The organism is Streptomyces sp. GL_140 (genome assembly GCF_057834465.1).
In genome coordinates, this window is record NZ_CM174404.1 from 6,817,705 (window position 1) to 6,836,840 (window position 19,136).

The following is a 19,136-nucleotide window of genomic DNA, read 5'->3' on the forward strand; positions in this document are numbered from 1 at the left end:
CCTGGCTGATCGCCCGGACTTTTCCGCTTACTTCGCGGCGCGGGCCTCGGCCGGCAGGAACGCGAAGGAGGCGGCGGCGTCTGCGGCCTTGTACTCAAGACCGACATAACCGTTGTAACCGGCCTTCTGGAGCTGGTCGAGCAGCTCTTCGAGAGGCAGGTCGCCGGTGCCGGGGGCACCTCGTCCCGGCTTGTCCGCAATCTGGACGTGCCCGGTCTTGGCGGCGTACTTTTCGATGACCTCGGAGAGGTCCTCATCGTTCATCGCCAGGTGGTACAGGTCGAGCAGGAACTTGGCGTTGCCGAGGCCGGTGGCCTCGTTCACCTTGTCCACTACCTCGATGCCGGCCGGGGCGCTCACCAGCGGGTAGAGCGGCGACTCGGGCTTGTTCAGGGTCTCGATCAGGAGGATCGCGCCGACGCGGTCCGCGACCTGAGCCGCCACGACCAGGTTCTTCAGCGCGAGCTCGTCCTGGACGGCCGGGTCCACACCCTCGACGCGGTTGCCGTAGAGGGCGTTCAGCGCCTTGCAGCCGACCGAGGCGGCGAAGTCCGCCGCCACGTTGATGTTGGCGTTGAAGCGCTCCGACTCCTCACCGGGAACCGAAACCGCACCGCGGTCCGGGCCCGGCAGCTGGCCGGCGTAGAAGTTCAGGCCCACCAGCTGGGTCCCGGCGTCCTCAAGAGCCTTCTTGAGGGCGTCGAGCTCCGCCTGAGCGGGGGTGGGGGTCTCAATCCAGGGCCACCACAGCTCGACCGCCGTGAAGCCCGCTGCGGCGGCAGCCGCGGGACGCTCCAGGAGCGGGAGTTCCGTGAAGAGGATCGAAAGATTTACATCGAAGCGCTGGTCCGTGTATCCCATGAGGGGTGTGCGCTCCTTCCGTATTGCGGAAGTTAGTTTCTGCCTGATGGAAGATTGCAAGCCCGGTGTCTCACTTGTCAAGTACCGACTGCCGAAAAGTCCAGACTGCCGGGTAGCTTGAGCGACGTGCGATTGAGAGTGGAGTTCACGACCGAGCCCTTCGATCTTGAAGAGGCCCCCGCCCATGCCGTGGCCGCTCGCGAGGTCATCCAGAAGGCCCAACTGGACGCGGTGGATGTCGGCCCGTTCGGCAACACGGCCGAAGGGGAGACCGAGGAGGTGCTGACTGCGGTCAGTGCGCTGCTGCGCGACGCGCTGGCCTCCGGAGCGACGCGCGTCTCGCTCCAGGTCAATGTGATCGGGGAGGACACCCCATGACCGAGCCCCTGGATCACCCGTTCGTCACGGCCGTCAAGCCGCTGGTGGACGCGATGGGCGGCGAGCTGATGGATCCGTCCCAGGCCACGCCCGACGACGTCGTGCTCGCCTGGGAGGGCGAGGACCTGCTGGCCGTACGGCTTCCGCAGCTCTCCGACTCGCTGGATCACATCCTGGCGGCGCTGGAGCGCCGGCACGGCGTACCGTTGTCCCAGCTGGACCGGAAGGCCAAGCAGGACGCCGTACGGATACTCGAGGCGCGAGGCGCCTTCTCCGTCCGGCACGGCGTGGAGACGGTCGCGGGAGCCCTGGGAGTCAGTCGGTTCACGGTTTACAACTATTTGAACCGGGAAAATCCGAATAAAGCCAACCAAGAGTGAAGCTGACCTGACTCAAAGTGACGAGCCGCCGCCCTATTCATCCGGGCGGCGGCTTTTGTGTACGGGAAGTTTCAACAAAGTGTTGACGCCGTGTTGTCGAGCGCGTTAGCTATGCCCAGCCCGTCAAAGCAACAAGGCCACGGAGGCCTACCGTGACTTCGAGTCCGACCCCGGGTCTCACCCGGTTCAACACCTTGGACGACAGCGCGGCCACGGCCGAGCTCCACGAGGTGTGCGCCAGTTCGGCATGGGGGAGCAAGCTGCTCGCCCAGCGCCCCTTCGCCGGCGTCGAAACCCTGTTCTCGGCGAACGAGGCGGCCATGGCCGAGCTCACCGCCGAGGACCTGGCCGAGGCAATGGGAGGCCACGCGCCGATCGGCCGCCCGAAGCCGGGAGACCCGACCTCCGCCCGCGAGCAGCGTGGCATGGCCGGTGCCTCGGAGGAGCTCAAGAACGAGCTCCTCGAACTGAACCTGGCCTACCAGGACAAGTTCGGCCACGTCTTCCTCATCTGCGCCACCGGTGCGACCGGTGAGTTCATGCGGGACGCGGTCAAGGTCCGGATCGAGAACTCGCCGGAACAGGAGCGGGAAATCGCTCGTGGCGAGCTCGTCAAGATCAACCGGATCCGCCTGACCCGTCTCGTGGAATCCGCAGAAGGAGAGTAAGACCGAGCATGAGCACTGAGACCACCGCGTCGGTGTCCACGCACATCCTGGACACCAGCATCGGAAAGCCCGCCGAAGGCGTCGCGATCTCCCTGTCGGCCCGTACGGGTCTCGACGGCGAGTGGGCGGCCCTGGGCGGCTCCGCCACCGATGCGGACGGGCGCTGCAAGGACCTGCCGGCCCTGCCGGAGGGCACCACCCACGTGCGTCTCGACTTCGAGACCGAGACGTACTTCTCCAAGAAGCAAGCCGCCGAGGCACAGCAGGACGCCCCCCGCGTAAGGGACAGCGGTGCGTTCTTCCCCGAGGTCACCATCACCTTCGCGGTGAACCCGGGCGAGCACTATCACGTACCGCTGCTGCTCAACCCGTTCGGCTACTCCGTTTACCGAGGGAGCTAGCATGGCCACCATTCTGGGCCAGAACCAGTACGGCAAAGCAGAGAACCGCGTTGTCAAGATCACGCGGGACGGCGACACCCATCACATCAAGGACCTGAACGTCTCGGTCGCCCTCTCGGGTGACATGGACGACGTCCACTACTCCGGCTCGAACGCCAACTGCCTGCCGACGGACACCACCAAAAACACGGTGTACGCCTTCGCCAAGGAGTACGGCATCGAGTCCGCCGAGCAGTTCGGCATCCACCTGGCGCGTTGGTTCGTCAACAGCCAGGAGCCGATCCAGAAGGCGCGCATCCGGATCGAGGAGTACTCCTGGTCCCGGATCGCCACCTCGGACGCCAACTCCAAGTTCATCGGCGCCGACGAGGTGAACCACTCCTTCGTCCGCAACGGCGGCGAGGTCCGGGTCACCCAGATCACGTACGACGGCAAGAACTGGGAGGTCATCTCCGGCCTCAAGGACCTCGTCGTCATGAACTCCACGAACTCCGAGTTCTGGGGTTACGTGAAGGACAAGTACACGACCCTGAAGGAGGCCTACGACCGCATCCTGGCGACCCAGGTTTCGGCCCGTTGGCGCTTCAGCTGGTCCGACGACGACCAGCGGATGCCGAACTGGGAGAAGTCCTACGCCGAGACCCGCAAGCACATGCTGCAGGCCTTCGCGGAGACCTACTCCCTGTCGCTCCAGCAGACCCTGTACCAGATGGGTTCGCGGATCATCAACCACCGTTCGGAGATCGACGAGGTTCGCTTCTCGCTCCCGAACAAGCACCACTTCCTCGTCGACCTCGAGCCCTTCGGTCTCAAGAACGACAATGAGGTCTACTTCGCCGCGGACCGCCCGTACGGTCTGATCGAGGCGACGGTCCTCCGCGACGGCGTCGACGCCCGTATCCCCGTGGACATGACCAACCTCTGATGTGGCACGCGCGTCCCGGGGCCCCGCAGTGGCCCCGGGACGGTGCATCACCCGGCCCGTCAGACATCCACACTTCGTGAATCTCGGCACCCGGTAGCAACATATGGGGCGGCAGTACTGTCAGCTGCCAAGGCCCCCGGCTCCGGCACTCAAATCCCCAGGGTTTTGCCGTGCCCGTACCGCCACTGAAAGCACGAGGAAGTCCCATGACAGCATCGGCAGCCCGTGACAGCATCGTAGAGCGCATCGTCATCGAAAACTGTGCGATTGCAACCGTCGACGCCAACGACACCGAGTACGCCTCGGGCCATGTCGTGGTCGCCGGTAACAGGATCGAGGCCATCGGTGCGGGCAGGGCCCCCGAGAACCTCGTCAACGTAGTCCGTCGCATCGATGGCACCGGACACCTCGTGACCCCTGGTCTGGTCAACACGCACCACCACTTCTACCAGTGGATCACGCGTGGTCTGGCCACCGACCACAACCTCTTCAACTGGCTCGTCGCGCTGTACCCGACGTGGGCGCGCATCGACGAGCAGATGACGTACACGGCGGCCCAGGGCTCGCTGGCGATGATGGCCAAGGGCGGCGTCACCACCGCCATGGACCACCACTACGTCTTCCCCAAGGGCTCGGGCGACCTCTCCGGGTCGATCATCCGCGCCGCGTCCGAGATGGGCGTCCGCTTCACCCTCGCCCGCGGTTCCATGGACCGCAGCGAGAAGGACGGCGGCCTGCCCCCGGACCACGCGGTCGAGACCCTCGAAGGCGCGCTCGCCGACACCGAGGCGACCGTCAAGAAGCACCACGACTACTCCTTCGACGCGATGACCCAGGTCGCCGTCGCCCCGTGCTCCCCCTTCTCGGTCTCCACCGAGCTGCTGAAGCAGGGCGCCGAGCTGGCCCGCCGCCTCGGTGTGCGCATGCACACGCACGGCAGCGAGACCGTCGAAGAGGAGCAGTTCTGCAAGGAACTGTTCGGCATGGGCCCGACCGACTACTTCGAGTCGACCGGCTGGCTCGGCGAGGACGTGTGGATGGCGCACAGCGTCCACATGAACGACTCCGACATCGCCGCGTTCGCCCGTACGAAGACCGGTGTCGCGCACTGCCCGTCCTCCAACGCCCGTCTGGCCGCCGGCATCGCCCGCGTCCCGGACATGCTCGCCGCCGGTGTACCGGTCGGCCTCGGCGTGGACGGCACCGCCTCCAACGAGTCCGGTGAGCTGCACACCGAGCTGCGCAACGCGCTGCTGATCAACCGCCTGAACCCGGTCCACCGCGAGCGCGCCCTCAACGCGCGCCAGGCCCTGCGCCTCGGTACGTACGGTGGCGCCCAGGTCCTCGGCCGCGCCGACAACATCGGCTCGCTCGAGGTCGGCAAGTGCGCCGACCTGGTGATGTGGAACCTGAGCACCCTGGCCCACTCCTCAATCGCCGACCCGGTCACCGCCCTGGTCTTCGGTGCTGCCGCTCCTGTGACCCTCTCGCTGGTCAACGGCAAGCAGATCGTCGAGAACAACCGTCTTCTCTTCGCCGACGAGGACGCGATCGCCGTGTCCACCCGGGAAGAGGCCCAGCGCCTCGCGCGGATCTCCGCGCAGGCCTGATCCCACGGAGTCCGGACGGGGGGGACGGCCCTCGTCCGGCGGCCGTGGACCCGAGCGGGGTCCGCGGCAGCCGTTCCCGGGTAGCGCCTGAGGATTTTCCGAAGGCGCCCCCGGGGGCGGTGACTCGTGCCACTTGCTCCGCAGCTCGTGTACCGCGCCACTGCCACGGCACCTCCAGCTCAGTTTCATTACCGCGTGCGCCAGTTCACTCGTGCACGCCTCTGCGTGGAATCGACTCGGGCGAATCGTTTCCGCACCCCTTGGGAAAAGCATTCGGCGCCAAGCGCCATGCATCACGCACCACGAGCCACCCACAACTCAATACAGGCTCGACTAGCACCGCTTTCGCACCACCTCCAAGACACTCACGTCCCTGCCGACGTGCACAACCGAGCGGAGGAAGCCGTGGCCGCCATGCCTAGGTTTCGCAAAGATGCAGTCGTAGTACCGGAGGGGAAGCATCCGGTCGACGAGACCTTGCCCCCGTTGAAAATGTTCACCAGCGGGCTCCAGCACGTGGCCGCCATGTACGCCGGTGTCGTCGCCCCTCCCATGATCGTCGGCCCGGCGGTCGGCCTCTCGGCCACCGAGACCGCCTTCCTGATGGGCGCCTCGCTCTTCACCGCAGGACTCGCGACCCTCCTCCAGACCCTCGGGTTCTGGAAGATCGGCGCCAAACTCCCCTTCGTCAACGGCGTTTCGTTCGCCGGCGTGACCCCGATGATCGCCATCGGCAAGGGAGCCGGCGACAACGCCGTCCCCGTCATCTTCGGCGCGATCATCGTCGCCGGAGTCCTCGGCTTCTTCGCCGCCCCGTACTTCGGCAAGCTCGTCAGGTTCTTCCCGCCGGTGGTCACCGGTACGGTCATCACCCTGATCGGCGTCTCGCTGCTCCCCGTGGCCTTCAACTGGTCCCAGGGCGGCAACCGCACCGCCACCGACTACGGCTCCATGCAGAACATCGGAATGGCCGCGGTCACCCTCGCGATCGTCCTGCTGATGCGCAAATTCCTGCGCGGCTTCCTCCAGCAGATATCCATCCTGCTCGGCCTGGTCGCCGGCACGCTCATCGCGCTGCCCCTGGGCATGACCAGCTTCGACGCCGTCAGGAACGCCGACTTCGTGGGCTTCCCGACGCCGTTCCACTTCGGCGCCCCGCAGTTCCAGGTCGCCGCGATCATCTCGATGTGCATCGTGATGCTCGTGTGCATGACGGAGTCCACCGCCGACATCCTGGCGCTGGGCAAGATCGTGGGCCGCCCGGCGGACGAGAAGACCATCGAGGGCGGCCTGCGCGCCGACGCCCTCGGCAGCGCGATCAGCCCGCTGTTCAACGGGTTCATGTGCAGTGCCTTCGCGCAGAACATCGGCCTGGTCGCCATGACCAAGGTGCGCAGCCGGTTCGTGGTCGCCGCGGGCGGCGGCATCCTGATCCTGCTCGGCCTGTGTCCGATGGCGGCCTCCGTCATCGGCGTGGTCCCGCTCCCGGTCCTCGGCGGCGCGGGCATCGTGCTCTTCGGCTCGGTGGCCGCCAGCGGCGTCCAGACCCTGGCCGGCGCGGCCATGGAGAAGGGCGAGAACGCCCTGATCGTCGCGGCCGCTCTCGGCATCGGCCTGATCCCGATCGCGGCCCCCGGCTTCTACCACGCCTTCCCGAAGGACCTCCTCGTGGTCCTCGACTCGGGCATCAGCACCGGCTGCGTCGTGGCCATCGCGCTGAACCTTGCCTTCAACCACCTCGGCATCAAGAAGGGCGCGGCCGACACCGCTACCCCGGACCCGGTGCCGGTGCACTGACCGGGCCCTGCCCGGCCGTCGAGTGCCGAACGGCGGTGCGTACGCCACCCACTGCGGGTGTGGCGTCCGTACCGCCGTGCGCGTTTTCGGGTGCGCGCCCGACCTCCCGATCCCGGCTCCGGCAGAGGTTCCGGGGGCTCCGCCGCTCCGCCCCTCCGCCCAGCACCCCGTGCCTCACATGGTGGCGGGGCCGGAACGTGCCGGGACCGGGTCCGACCAGATGTCCGGGACGACCGTGCGCAACCGGTGGCCGTGCGGGCCCAGTTCCTGGGCCTCCGACTTGCGTACGTGCAGGGCCACCGCGGAGTCCCGTACGCGCAGGCCCGGCAGCCGGCGGGTGAGGTCGGCGGTGTAGCGGGAGAGGTCCTCCACCGTGCGCAGCCGCACGCTGATCATGAAGTTCCAGGGCCCGCTGACGGACATGCAGGTCCGGGTCTCGCGCAGTCCCGCGGCCGCCGCCGCGCAGTCGGCGGGTTCGTACTCGGCGGCCTCGGCCCACAGCGTCGCCGACACCGGCCAGCCCGACAGCCCCGACGCCAGGGCGCAGCTGTAGCGCAGGCTCTGACCGACCTCCAGCCTCGTCAGCCGGCGCCGTACGGTCGACTCGCTCATCTCGAACTCCCGGGCCAGCGAGGCCACGCTGCGCCGGGCGTCCGATGCCAGGGCCCGCACCAGCGGCCGGTCCTCGTACTGGAGCGGCGCGACGGGGCCCGCGGCCGGGGCGGTGGCGTGCGCCGAGCGCCGGGTCCGGCCGGTCAGCATGTCGATCTGCCCCGGGGTCAGTTGGTCCAGGCGCCAGCGGTCGGGGGCGTAGTGGACCGCGGTCACCATCGAGGTGCGGGTCCCGATGACGCCCGGGATCAGCTGCATCCGCGAGGACAGGTACCGGTACAGCGCGGGCAGGTCCGGGAGGGCCACGAAGACCAGCAGGTCACGGCCTCCGGTGACGTGCTCCACGCCGAGCGTGTGCGGATCCGCCACGAGTGCGGCGCCCACCGAGGGGGAGGTCCCCGCGGCGCAGGTCACCTCCACCCAGGCCATGGAGGGCAGTCGGACGCCGGTCCGCAGTCCGATTCCCGACAGCCACGCCTCGCCCGCCCCGGTGAGCCGTTCCCAGCGGCGTGCCAGGGTGTCCGGGCGCGCTCCGAGCACCGGTCCCAGCAGTTCCCAGCTTGCCCGGGGAGCGAGCTGGAGTGCGTGGACGAGCGCCCGGTCCATGTCGTCGATGGCGGAATTGGCCGAGTTCATACCCTCCCCTGGCGGTTCTCCCGGTCGGTGACGAGACAACGAAATTATGAACCGATCATCTATCTTTGTGCATTCCGCTGTTGAACGACTGGTTGTGTGCACTTGTCGGACATCGCAGGAGGATGCGTGGGGGAGGCCGGCGCGGGCATGCGCCTTGCGGTGCCCGCCGAACTGTCCAGTTTCATCGGCCGCGAGCGGGAGCTGACCGCCCTCGCCTCAATGCTGGCCACCGAGCGCCTGATCACACTCACCGGTCCCGCGGGCATCGGGAAGACCCGGCTCGCGGTGCGCTCCGTGCGGACGCTGACCGGCCGGGACGGTCTCGACGCCGTCTGGACGGACCTCGCGGCCCTGCCCGAGCACCGCTGGGCGGAGTTGGGGGGAGAGCTCGCCGACCGGCTCGCGGGGCGAAAGGCCCTGCTCGTCCTCGACGGCTGCGAACAGCTCGGGGAGGTGGGAGCGGGGCTCGCTGCGGGGCTGCTGGCGCGCCTTCCGGGCCTACGGATCCTGGCCACTTCGCAGCGGCGGCTGCGGCTGGCGGGGGAGGCGGTGCTCGCCGTACCGCCACTGGCCGTACCGCCGCTGCCGGGTCTGCCGTTCTCCGTGCCTGCGGCTGCCGTGCCGCTGCCGGCGTCCCGGCTCCAGCCCCCTTCGACGCCCGTGCCCGTGTCGATGCCGTTGTCGATGCCCGTCGCGATGCCCATGCCGACGTCGATGGGTGACCCGGTGCCCGATCCCGTCTCCGGGCGGCTTCCGGTGGCGGCCGTCGCCGGGTACGAGGCCGTGCGGCTGTTCGAGGAGCGGGCGCGCGGCTCCGACCCCTTCTTCGAGCTGACCGACCACAACGCGGCCGCCGTGGCCGCCCTGTGCCGGGCGCTCGACGGGATCCCCGGCGCGCTGGAGCTCGCGGCAGGGCGTGCGCACCAGTACGCGCCCGCGCAGGCGCTCCGCAGGCTCGGCGCCGACCCGCTGGCCTTCCTCGCGGGCGGCGCGGGGCGCGGCACCCGGGTCGACGCCGAACGGTCCCACCGGCTGGCCTCGCCCGCCGAACGGCTGCTCTGGAAGCGGCTCTCCGTCTTCGCCGGCCCCTTCGACCGGGCGGCCGTCGCCGAGGTGTGCGGCTTCGGGGAGCTCACCCCGGACACCGCCGCCGAGGCCTTGCAGCTGCTGGCCCCGGGCCTACTGTCGGACGCCGGGCCGGGCCGCTACCGGCTGCCGCTCTCCGTACGGGCCTACGCGGGCAGGCTGCTCGCGCACGGACCCGCCGGAGACGGCGCGGCCACCGCCCGGCGCCACCACGAGCGGTGCCGGGTCGTGGCCGAACGCGCGGCGCAGCTGTGGCGCGCGGGCGCGCAGCGCGAGGCGCGCGCCCTCGCCGTACGGGAACTCCCCGAGCTGCGCGCGGCGATGAACCCGCTCTCCGCCAGCGGTCCGGGCACGGCCCTGGAGATCGCGGTGTCGCTGTGGTTCCTGTGGTCCGCGTGCGGGATGGCCGCGGAGGGGCGGCGGCACCTGGAACGGGCTCTGGCCCTGCACCCCGCGCCCCGGCCCGCACGGGCCCTGTGGCTCGCGGCATGGCTCGTGGCGAGCTTCGGCGAGTCGGACGGCGCCGACCCCCTGCTGGTGGAGGCGTGGGCCGCGGCGGTGCACGAGGGGGAGGACACCAGCCTGGCCTACCTCGCGCACGTACGGGGCACGGTCGCGCTCTGGGAGCACCGCTACGAGGAGGCCGCCGCCGAATTCCGGGACGGACTGGAACTGCTGCCGGTCGATCCCGACTTCGGCCCCGGCCGCGAGGCCCTCGAAGCCGCGCACACCATGGCGGTGGCCCACACCGACCCGCTGTCGGTCCCGCTGGAGGACGGCCCGCCGGGCGGCCCCACCGACCCGTGGGCCCGTTCCTGGTCCTGCTACGCCCATGCCATCGTCCAGCGCCGCGAAGGCCGTCCGGCGCTGGCCCGCACCGAACTGCTGCGCGCCCTGCGGACCCAGCTCGCGCTGGACGACCAGCTCGGTCAGGCCTTCACGGTGGAACTCCTCGCCGAACTGGAAGCCGACCAGGCCCACTACGCGCAGGCCGCCCGCCTCCTGGGGGCAGTCTCCCGCAGCCGCCCCCGCGCGGCCTCGGCCCCCCAGGCCCTGCACACCGTCCGCACCCGCCTCACCCCGGAAGCCTTCCGCATGGCCTACGGCACGGGCGCCCGTACGCCACTGCGCGATCTGCTGCCGGAACTGTCGGACTGATTGCGGGGGATGAGCTCACTCCGGCGTCTCGGTGACCAGCGGGGAGCGGGCGGAGGGTTCCCACAGCATCAGGTTGCTCATCAGCTCGGCCTGCTCGATCGCGTCGTCCAGGGCGTGATGGGTGTGCGGGCGGCGGGAGAGCAGGTGCGGCGGCATGGTGCGCTTGACGGCGGAGCGCAGCGGGACCCGGGCCTTGGTGGCGTAGAGGGTCTTCATGTCCAGGCAGCCCGAGTGCCCGAAGGGGCTCTCGCCGCCGAAGCTCATCAAGTACCAGTACAGGAAGGTCCAGTCGTAGGAGGCCGGGTATCCGCACATCACCGGCTGGGCCCCGGCGGAGACTTCCCGGACCCAGACGCGGAATTCGGCCATGGCGACAGCCGGTTCGGCGCCCTCGCGGAGCAGCCGGTCCCGGTCGAGCCCGCTGACGGCGAGCGCCTCCGGCACGAAGGCCTCGCTGATCGGGCGCAACTCGCGGTAGAAGGTGTCCCGTTCCGGGTCGGCGGCCGTATACGACCGCCCGTTCTGGCGGCCTGCCACGGCGGCCCCGAAGCTGATCATCGAGTAGGGCCCGGGTACGGGTCCGTCGGCCTCGATGTCGACGGAGACGTAGACGTTGGGACGTGCGGCGCGGGCTGACATGCCCGGAAGCATGCCAGCCCGCGCCGGACCCGTTCACCTCAATATCAGGAGGAAGGGGTCAGGTACATGCCGTTCTGGTCGGCCCCGGCCGTGTTCTTGCAGCCGAATCCGCTGCTGGCCGGCTGGGCCACCACCAGCGCCAGGCAGCGCCCGGCCGCCAGCTGGCCGAAGTAGTTCGGGTGCATGGACTCCTGGACCGGCCCCTGGGTCTCGCTGCTGTCGATCCAGCGCGCCCACTCGCTCGTCTTCGCCGAGGCCGGCGCCGCGGTCGTCACCTGCTTGCTCGCCTTCGCGCAGACCTCGCGCCCCTGCATCATGTCCCGCAGGTCCAGGAACTGCGCGCCCTTGGCGGCGGCGACCGCCTTTATGCGGTTGGCGATCTGCGGCACGAGCGAGTCGCGCGCCCAGTCCGAGTCCTTGTTCCAGAACGGACAGCCGCCGCTGTTGAGCCGGCTCCAGTCGCTCTGGGTGTACCGGTTCTCCGTGCCGCGCGGGATCGGCGACGGGTAGGACTGGAGCACGATCCGGTACGAGGAGTCGGCGTAGCCGGCGCCGCGCATGACGGTGCGGACCTCGTCGACGGACTTGCCCACGTCGGCCATGACGGCGTCCATCTTCTGGTCCACGACCGACTGCTGGTCGTCGTAGCAGTAGGAGTTCCACAGCACGAAGTCGTACGCGCACTCCTTGATGATGTCGGCGAAGCCGAGGTCGTTCCCGCCGATGGACAGCGCGATGACCTTGACGTTGTTGCTCGCGGCCACGGCGGCGAGCTGATCGGCCTGCGGGGCCTCGCCCTTGAAGGCGACGCCGCCGTTCGAGGCGCGGAAGACGTTCTGCGAGGTCGCCCCGGAGCAGGCGAGGTTGACGGCCACGTCGGCGATCGCCCCGGCGCTCTTCACCTCGGCGGAGTCGGACCGGTCGCACCCGCCGGCCGTGGCCCCGTACACCTTGGACGGGTCGTAGGTGCTCCCGCTGACCCATGCCCGGTCGGTGCCGGTCCGGTTCCCGCTGTTGGTCAGGCTGTTGCCCTTCCAGCGCCCGGCCTCGCCGGAGATGTAGCTGTCGCCCATGGACACCACGGCGGTGGGCCCGTTCCCCGGTCCGGCCACGGCCGTCCCGGCCCCGCCGGCCACCAGCGCCCCGGCGGCGAGCGGCAGTGCCATCCCGATGCCGACCAGTCGTCGCACTCGACTGCGGGCGGTCCGGTTCGTGCTGTCGTTGCGGAATCCGATCACTGCGGAACTCCTGCGGTCGGCCATGCGGAAGTCGGGAACAACTTCGGTGCATGGCTGGGTAAGTGGGGGGTTACCTCCGGCCGGTGGCAACCGGAAAACTCCCACGCCGCCGCTTGTTACCGCTAGGTACAGGCAAGTTACGAACAAGTAACAACCGGTCGGTCGTTCGGCCTGAACCCGCCGCCGCGGGCGGCTGTTAGATTCGATCAACGGAAAGTTGAACAGGGTGGGGGCAGCCGGTGCAGATGTATCAGATCCTGGACAAGGTGGACTCGGGGGACATCGCGCTTCCCGAATTCCAGCGCGGCTACGTCTGGACCCGCGATCAAGTGCGCGCGTTCTTCCACTCGATGTACCGGCAATACCCCGTCGGCAGTTTCCTGACGTGGAGCACGGAGGCTGCGACGGCGGACACCCGGGGCGGGGAGCCGGGCAAGGGCGGTGCGGTCCAGCTGCTCCTCGATGGGCAGCAGCGCGTCACCACCCTCTACGGGGTGACGCGCGGTCGGCCCCCGAAATTCTTCGAGGGGAAGCCCGAGGCCTTCACCGGACTGTATTTCAACGTCGAGACCGAGACGTTCGAGTTCTACGCGCCGGCCAAGATGAAGGGCGATCCCTGCTGGGTCGACGTGACGGGGCTGTTCGCGGTCGGAATCGACGGGCTGTTCGCGATCGTGGCGGCCACGGGTGTGGGACAGGACCTGTTCGGCACGTATCACGGACGCCTCAGCAAGATCCTCCAGATGAAGGAACGGCAGGTCCACATCGAGGACGTGACCGGCGAGGACAAGAGCATCGAGGTCGTCGTCGACATCTTCAACAAGGTGAATTCCGGCGGCACCAAGCTTTCCAAGGGTGACCTCGCGCTCGCCAGGATCTGTGCCTTCTGGCCGGAGGCGCGGCCGACCATGAACAAAGCCCTGAAATACTGGGCGGTGGCGGGATTCGACTTCAAACTCGACTGGCTCCTGCGCAATGCCAACGCCGTGCTGACGGGCGAGGCGCAGTTCACCAAACTGGACGAGGTCGGCGTCGAGGAGTTCAAAGCGGGGCTCGAATCCACGAGGCACGCGGTGTCCCACCTCCTGGACGTGCTGGGTGGTCGACTGGGTCTGGATCACGACCGGGTGCTCGGCGGCCGTGCGGCGTTTCCCGTGATGACCAGGCTGCTGCACCTCAACAACGGGGCGTTCCCGGACGCGAAGACGTCCGACCGGCTGCTCTTCTGGTACATCCACAGCTTCCTGTGGGGCCGGCACGCAGCCTCCGTCGAGACCACCCTGAACCAGGACCTCCACGCACTGGAGGGCGAGGGCGGCGGTGTCGACCAGCTGATCGCTGCCCTGCGCCGCAGCCGAGGCCACCTCGATATCCGTCCGGACGACTTCGACGGGTACACCATCGGTGCGCGGTTCTATCCGCTGCTCTACATGCTCTCCCGCGTCCACGGCGCCCGAGACCTCATCACCGCGGTCCCCCTGAAGCACAACATGCTCGGCAAGATGGCCTCGCTCCAGGTGCACCACATCTTCCCCAAGGCCCGCCTGCGCGAACACGGTTACGGCCAGGTCCAGATCAACGCCGTCGCGAACTTCTGCTTCCTCACCCAGGACAGCAACCTGAAGATCAGCGCGAAGGACCCGGCCGAGTACCTGGAAGAGGCCGAGGCCAAGAATCCGGGGGTGCTCGCGAGCCAGTGGATCCCCCTGGACCGGGAGCTGTGGAAGGTCGAGAACTATCCGGCCTTCCTGGAAGCCCGCCGGGAACTCCTCGCCGCCGCCGCGAACGGGTTCCTGAACGCACTGCACGACGGTTCCACTCCCACAGCCCTCGCGCAGGCTCCGTCCGGCGTGCCCGCGGCGGGGTTCGTCGTCGGGGTGGCCGCGCAGGAGCAGGAGCAGGAGCAGGAGCAGGAGCAGGAGCGCGAGGAGGAAACTCCCGGCATGGCTGAGCTGCTCAAGGCCGTCGCCGACGCGGGGCTGGCTGCTCCGGACACGGAGGCCGAGGTTGCCGACCCGGCCACCGGTGAAGTGATCACCATCGCGGCGGCGGTGTGGCCGCGCGGGCTCCAGGAGGAGGCGGGCAGCCCGGTGGTGCTGGTCTTCGAGCCGGAGTCCGGTGTGCGGGAGGCCCTGGAGGCGTGTGGGTACCGGGTGTTCCACACCGCCGACGCCCTGCGCGCGTACATCGGCAACGCCCGCGCCGGGCGTACCGCGTAGCGCACGTGACCGCGCCCCCGGAGCCGTGGGGCTTCGGGGGCGCGGGCGGGTTCGGCTGCTGTGCGAATTTCAGCCGAGGTTCTGGACTAGCCGATGAGCTGGTCGTACGCCGGGAGGGTGAGGAAGTCGGCGTAGTCCGCGTCCAGGGAGACCTGGAGGAGGAGGTCGTGGGCCTGCTGCCACTTGCCGTTGGTGAAGGCCTCCTCGCCGACCTCGGCGCGGATCGCGGCGAGTTCGGCGGCGGCCACCTCGCGGGTGAGTTCGGCCGTCGCGAGCTTGCCGTTCTCGAAGATCACGCCGGCGTTGATCCACTGCCAGATCTGCGAGCGCGAGATCTCGGCGGTGGCCGCGTCCTCCATCAGACCGAAGATGCCGACGGCGCCGAGGCCGCGCAGCCAGGCCTCGATGTAGCGGATGCCGACCTGGACGGCGTTGCGCAGGCCGTCGTAGGTGGGCTTCGCGTCCAGGGAGTCGATCGCGATGAGCTCGCCGGCGGCGACGGAGACGTCCTCGCGCAGGCGGCTCTTCTGGTTCGGGTTGTCGCCGAGGACCGCATCGAAGGAGGCCATCGCGATCGGGACCAGGTCGGGGTGGGCGACCCAGGAGCCGTCGAAGCCGTCGCCGGCCTCGCGGTCCTTGTCGGCCTTGACCTTCTCGAAGGCGACCTTGTTGATCTCGGCGTCCTTGCGGGACGGGATGAAGGCCGCCATGCCGCCGATGGCGTGCGCGCCGCGCTTGTGGCAGGTCTTGACCAGCAGCTCGGTGTACGCCCGCATGAAGGGCGCCGTCATCGTCACCGCGTTGCGGTCCGGCAGGACGAACTTCTCGCCGCCGTCACGGAAGTTCTTGACGATGGAGAAGAGGTAGTCCCAGCGGCCGGCGTTCAGGCCCGCCGCGTGGTCGCGCAGCTCGAAGAGGATCTCGTCCATCTCGTACGCGGCCGTGATGGTCTCGATCAGGACGGTCGCGCGGACCGTGCCCTGCGGGATGCCGACGTAGTCCTGGGCGAAGACGAAGATCTCGTTCCAGAGGCGCGCCTCGAGGTGGGACTCGGTCTTCGGCAGGTAGAAGTACGGGCCCTTGCCGAGCGCGATGAGGCGCTTGGCGTTGTGGAAGAAGTACAGGCCGAAGTCGACGAGCGAGCCGGAGGCCGGGGCGCCCTCGAACTGCAGGTGGCGTTCCTGGAGGTGCCAGCCGCGCGGGCGCATCACGACGGTGGCGAGCTCCTCGGCGGGCTTGAGGGCGTACGCCTTGCCCGTGCGGGCGTCGGTGAAGTCGATGCGGCGCTCGTAGGCGTCGATCAGGTTGAGCTGGCCGAGGACCACGTTCTCCCAGGTGGGAGCCGAGGCGTCCTCGAAGTCGGCGAGCCAGACCTTGGCGCCCGAGTTCAGGGCGTTGATGGTCATCTTGCGGTCCGTCGGACCGGTGATCTCCACACGGCGGTCGTTCAGCGCGGCCGGGGCCGGCGCCACCTTCCAGTCGCCCTCGCGGACCTGTGCGGTGTCCGGGAGGAAGTCGAGGGTGGAAGTGCGGGCGATCTCCGCGCGGCGCTCGGCGCGGCGGGCGAGGAGCTCGGCGCGACGGGGGGCGAACTGCCGGTGGAGCTCGGCCACGAAGGCGAGAGCCGCTTCGGTGAGGACCTCGTCCTGCCGGGGCAGGGGCTCGGCGTCGACAATGGCCAGCGATGACGGCGCTGGTGCGGACATATCTGTCACTCCTTCAGCGGCGGTGCCTGGCGGCCGCGGGGGAATGCTCGCGCTGGACGGCACGCAGTGCCGTCGGGTGTGGAGAGTTCCGGATACGGTCGCGGGCGCCGTCTGGGGGTTCAGGGCGCTTCTGACCAGTGGATAGTAATTTCCTCATGGTGGAAGTTCAATGGTTTGTTGATGTCGAGATTCTCTGGGTCGACAGATTCCGCTACCTGGTGGCCCTCGGTGCCATGGTCGTCACAGCCCGCTCAAGGTTGCCTCCGGCCCTGCTCAGATGAGCCGTGCCAGGTCCGGTGGCGTGTCGATGTCGAAGGCCTCCGCGACGTCCCCGCACTCGACCAGAGTGAGCTCCGCCACGTGCGCCGACAAGTGCACCCGTGCGCCCTTGTCGCCCGTGGCCGTCGCCACGATGTCCGGCCAGCGGTCCGACCCGAAGAGCACCGGGTGGCCGCGTTCGCCGCCGTACGCGGCCGCCACCAGGCTCGCCGGGGAGCGGTACGCCGCCCGGACCCGGGCCACCGCCTCCGGGCCGATGCCCGGCTGGTCCACCAGGGACACCAGGGCCGCGCGGGCGCCCGTACCGGCCAGCGAGGCGAGGCCGACCCGCAGGGAGGAGCCCATGCCCTCGGCCCAGTCCGGGTTGTCGGTCACCACGCAGCCGCTCAGGTCCGCGCGCTCGCGCACCTCGGCCGCCGAGGCGCCGAGAACCACGTGGAGCGGGTCGCAGCCGGCCTCGCGCAGGACCCGTACGGCGTTCTCCACCAGCGGCCGGCCCCGGTAGGGCAGCAGAGCCTTCGGGCGGCCGCCGAGGCGCCGGCCGCCGCCGGCCGCGAGGAGCAGGCCCGCGATCAGCGGGGGAGCGGGCTCGCCGCCCCCGCGGCCTTCTGCGGGCTCTGCGGGCTCTGCGGGCTCTTCGGCGTGGTGGGTGCGGGTGTGGCGTGACATGTCAGCGATTCTCGCTCGCGCCGCACGAGGCGCCGTACGGCGGCCAGCGCGGCCCCGATGCGCACCGGCTCGGAGATGCGGTTCTCGGCGACTGCGAGCAGCGCCCGTTCGTCACGGTCGGTCAACATCGCGGCGACTCCTTGCCAATCGTGGGCCAATGCGGCGAGTCTGGACCTGGATTGGCCTGGACGGCAGAGCCAATCAGGGGAGGTTGGCATGGCAAACGGGCGAGTGGTCCAGACGGCGGACAGGACGATGGGCAGCCGCCAGCTGGCGGCGCTGCTGCCGCCCGAGGTGCTGGCCCGCCCCGGTTACCGGGCCCTCGCCGACGCCGTCCGCACCCTGATCCTCGACGGCCGGGTCGCCCTGCACGTACGACTGCCCGCCGAACGCGAGCTCGCGGAAGCCGTCGGCGCCAGCCGGGCCACCGTCACCGGCGCCTACGACCTGCTGCGCGAGAGCGGGTACGTCCGCAGCCGCCGCGGCTCCGGCACCTGGACCGAGCTCCCCGAGGGCCACGACCCGGTCGGCGCGCACGCCCTCATCGGGGGAACCGGCGGCCGCGCCGACGGCGACCCGGGCATCGACCTGGCCATCGCCGCCATGGGAGCCCCCGACGGCAGCCTCTCGGAGGCGGTGGCCTGGGCGGCGCCCAGGCTCCCGGGGCTGGCCCGCCACCCCGGCTACCACCCCTTCGGCCTGCCCGACCTGCGCACCGCCGTCGCCGAGCGCTTCACCCGGCGCGGGCTGGCGACCCGGCCGGAGCAGATCCTCGTCACGGCGGGGGCGCAGCAGGCGTTCGCGCTGGTCGTGAGCCTGCTGTGCCGGCCCGGGGACCGGGTGATGACGGAGAACCCGACCTACGCAAACGCCCTCGACGCCATCCGGCACGCGCGGCTGCGCACCGGGTCCATCGCAGTCTCCGACGCGGGCTGGGACCTGGAGATCGCCGAGTCCGCGCTGCGCCAGACCGTGCCGAGGCTCGCCTACGTCATCCCCGACTTCCACAACCCGACGGGCGCGCTGATGCCGGAGGAGCAGCGGCTGCGGCTGCTCGCGGCGACGCGGCGGACCGGGACCTGGCTGGTGGTCGACGAGACCATCGCCGACATCGCCCTCGACGTGCCGGCGCCCGCTCCGCTGGCCTCGCTGGCGCCCCGGGGCGGCGCCGACCACGTGGTGACCATCGGATCGCTGAGCAAGACGCACTGGGGCGGGCTGCGGGTCGGATGGATCCGGGCCACCGCCAAGATGATCACCGAGCTCACGGCGGTGCGGGTGGCGGCCGACATGTGCGGATCGGTGCTCGACCAGCTGGTGGCCCTGCCGCTGCTGGAAGGGCTGGAGCGCTCGCTCCCGGCGCGGCTGGAGCAGATACGGGGCCAGCGCGCGGCCCTGGTCGCCTCGCTGGAGCGGCACACCCCGGAGTGGTCCTGGCAGCTGCCGCCGGGCGGGCTCTCGCTCTGGGTGGACCTGGGGGAACCGGTGAGCTCCGCGCTGTCGGAGCGGGCGGCGGCGGCCGGGGTGCACATCGGCCGGGGCGCGCGCTTCGGCGTGGACCCCGGGACCTTCGAGCACCGGCTGCGGATTCCGTACACGCTGGACGCGGACCGGCTGGACGAGGGGGTGCGGCGGCTGGCGGAGGCCTTCCACGACGGCGTGCCGTTGCCCTCCGGGGTGGAGCGGCCGTACTGGGTGGCGTAGCGCCGGCTGCGGCTCGCCCGCCCGCGTCGGTCGGCCCCGGCCCGGGTGGGGCGGCCCTGCGGGGCATGTCCCCTACCCACCCTTCCATCGTTCCCCGGGGCTCCGCCCCGGACCCCGGTCCTCAAACGCCGGACGGGCTGGAGTGGGCTCCGGGCGCTGCCCGGACCCCG

The 19,136-nt window shown here is 70.0% G+C and carries 17 protein-coding genes; 10 read left to right on the plus strand and 7 right to left on the minus strand.

All coding sequences use genetic code 11. From position 1 onward, the window contains the following. Window positions 1-27: 27 nt before the first annotated feature. Complete coding sequence (locus AC3IYJ_RS31840) at window positions 28-861, minus strand: TIM barrel protein (RefSeq protein ID WP_489397964.1); 834 nt, start codon at window positions 859-861, stop codon at window positions 28-30. 126 nt (window positions 862-987) lie between these two features. On the opposite strand from AC3IYJ_RS31840, the gene AC3IYJ_RS31845 reads away from it, so the two are divergent. From AC3IYJ_RS31845 to AC3IYJ_RS31875, 7 genes are all read left to right on the plus strand, one after another. Next, window positions 988-1,239, plus strand: a complete 252-nt coding sequence (locus tag AC3IYJ_RS31845) for a thiamine-binding protein (protein ID WP_489397965.1) — start codon at window positions 988-990, stop codon at window positions 1,237-1,239. Beyond that, window positions 1,236-1,619, plus strand: coding sequence for a helix-turn-helix domain-containing protein (locus AC3IYJ_RS31850; protein ID WP_489397966.1), 384 nt, complete (start codon window positions 1,236-1,238; stop codon window positions 1,617-1,619). The genes AC3IYJ_RS31845 and AC3IYJ_RS31850 overlap by 4 nt, the downstream gene beginning before the upstream one ends. A gap of 152 nt (window positions 1,620-1,771) precedes the next feature. Continuing rightward, entirely contained in the window at window positions 1,772-2,287 is a 516-nt protein-coding gene (gene uraD, locus AC3IYJ_RS31855; RefSeq protein WP_489397967.1) for a 2-oxo-4-hydroxy-4-carboxy-5-ureidoimidazoline decarboxylase, read from the plus strand. A gap of 8 nt (window positions 2,288-2,295) precedes the next feature. Beyond that, complete coding sequence (gene uraH, locus AC3IYJ_RS31860; RefSeq protein ID WP_250740538.1) at window positions 2,296-2,688, plus strand: hydroxyisourate hydrolase; 393 nt, start codon at window positions 2,296-2,298, stop codon at window positions 2,686-2,688. Between the two features lies 1 nt (window position 2,689). Beyond that, window positions 2,690-3,613 carry a factor-independent urate hydroxylase gene (pucL, locus tag AC3IYJ_RS31865; RefSeq protein ID WP_489397968.1) on the plus strand — a complete coding sequence of 308 codons (924 nt, stop codon included), beginning with the start codon at window positions 2,690-2,692 and terminating at the stop codon, window positions 3,611-3,613. Between the two features lie 206 nt (window positions 3,614-3,819). After that, window positions 3,820-5,223 carry an 8-oxoguanine deaminase gene (locus AC3IYJ_RS31870; RefSeq protein WP_489397969.1) on the plus strand — a complete coding sequence of 468 codons (1,404 nt, stop codon included), beginning with the start codon at window positions 3,820-3,822 and terminating at the stop codon, window positions 5,221-5,223. Window positions 5,224-5,637: 414 nt separating this feature from the next. After that, on the plus strand, window positions 5,638-7,020 hold the full coding sequence (locus tag AC3IYJ_RS31875) for a nucleobase:cation symporter-2 family protein (RefSeq protein WP_489402989.1): 1,383 nt from the start codon (window positions 5,638-5,640) through the stop codon (window positions 7,018-7,020). 174 nt (window positions 7,021-7,194) lie between these two features. On the opposite strand, the gene AC3IYJ_RS31880 is transcribed toward AC3IYJ_RS31875, so the two are convergent. Next, the gene (locus tag AC3IYJ_RS31880; RefSeq protein WP_489397970.1) at window positions 7,195-8,268 is read right to left on the minus strand and encodes an Lrp/AsnC family transcriptional regulator; all 1,074 of its coding nucleotides are present in this window, start codon (window positions 8,266-8,268) and stop codon (window positions 7,195-7,197) included. 126 nt (window positions 8,269-8,394) lie between these two features. On the opposite strand from AC3IYJ_RS31880, the gene AC3IYJ_RS31885 reads away from it, so the two are divergent. Continuing rightward, window positions 8,395-10,512 carry an ATP-binding protein gene (locus AC3IYJ_RS31885; protein ID WP_489397971.1) on the plus strand — a complete coding sequence of 706 codons (2,118 nt, stop codon included), beginning with the start codon at window positions 8,395-8,397 and terminating at the stop codon, window positions 10,510-10,512. Window positions 10,513-10,527: 15 nt separating this feature from the next. Here AC3IYJ_RS31885 and AC3IYJ_RS31890 read toward each other — a convergent pair whose 3' ends face one another. Both AC3IYJ_RS31890 and AC3IYJ_RS31895 read right to left on the minus strand, forming a co-directional pair. Further along, window positions 10,528-11,151 carry a 3'-5' exonuclease gene (locus AC3IYJ_RS31890; protein ID WP_489397972.1) on the minus strand — a complete coding sequence of 208 codons (624 nt, stop codon included), beginning with the start codon at window positions 11,149-11,151 and terminating at the stop codon, window positions 10,528-10,530. Window positions 11,152-11,195: 44 nt separating this feature from the next. Then, entirely contained in the window at window positions 11,196-12,389 is a 1,194-nt protein-coding gene (locus tag AC3IYJ_RS31895) for a GDSL-type esterase/lipase family protein (RefSeq protein ID WP_489397973.1), read from the minus strand. Between the two features lie 245 nt (window positions 12,390-12,634). Here AC3IYJ_RS31895 and AC3IYJ_RS31900 point away from each other — a divergent pair, with 245 nt between their 5' ends. Further along, window positions 12,635-14,608 (plus strand): GmrSD restriction endonuclease domain-containing protein, encoded by a 1,974-nt coding sequence (locus AC3IYJ_RS31900; RefSeq protein ID WP_489402990.1) that lies wholly within the window; start codon window positions 12,635-12,637, stop codon window positions 14,606-14,608. 86 nt (window positions 14,609-14,694) lie between these two features. Here AC3IYJ_RS31900 and aceB read toward each other — a convergent pair whose 3' ends face one another. From aceB to AC3IYJ_RS31915, 3 genes are all read right to left on the minus strand, one after another. After that, the gene (gene aceB, locus AC3IYJ_RS31905; protein WP_489397974.1) at window positions 14,695-16,314 is read right to left on the minus strand and encodes a malate synthase A; all 1,620 of its coding nucleotides are present in this window, start codon (window positions 16,312-16,314) and stop codon (window positions 14,695-14,697) included. A gap of 273 nt (window positions 16,315-16,587) precedes the next feature. Then, a complete protein-coding gene (locus AC3IYJ_RS31910) occupies window positions 16,588-17,262 on the minus strand; it encodes a nucleotidyltransferase family protein (protein WP_489397975.1) in 675 nt (224 codons plus the stop codon). Next, window positions 17,166-17,390: a hypothetical protein gene (locus AC3IYJ_RS31915; RefSeq protein ID WP_489397976.1), complete on the minus strand. Its 225-nt coding sequence runs from the start codon at window positions 17,388-17,390 to the stop codon at window positions 17,166-17,168. Before AC3IYJ_RS31915 ends, AC3IYJ_RS31910 begins: the two co-directional genes overlap by 97 nt. Before the next feature lie 88 nt (window positions 17,391-17,478). On the opposite strand from AC3IYJ_RS31915, the gene yczR reads away from it, so the two are divergent. After that, window positions 17,479-18,966 carry a MocR-like transcription factor YczR gene (gene yczR / locus AC3IYJ_RS31920; protein ID WP_489397977.1) on the plus strand — a complete coding sequence of 496 codons (1,488 nt, stop codon included), beginning with the start codon at window positions 17,479-17,481 and terminating at the stop codon, window positions 18,964-18,966. The last annotated feature ends 170 nt before the right edge of the window (window positions 18,967-19,136 follow it).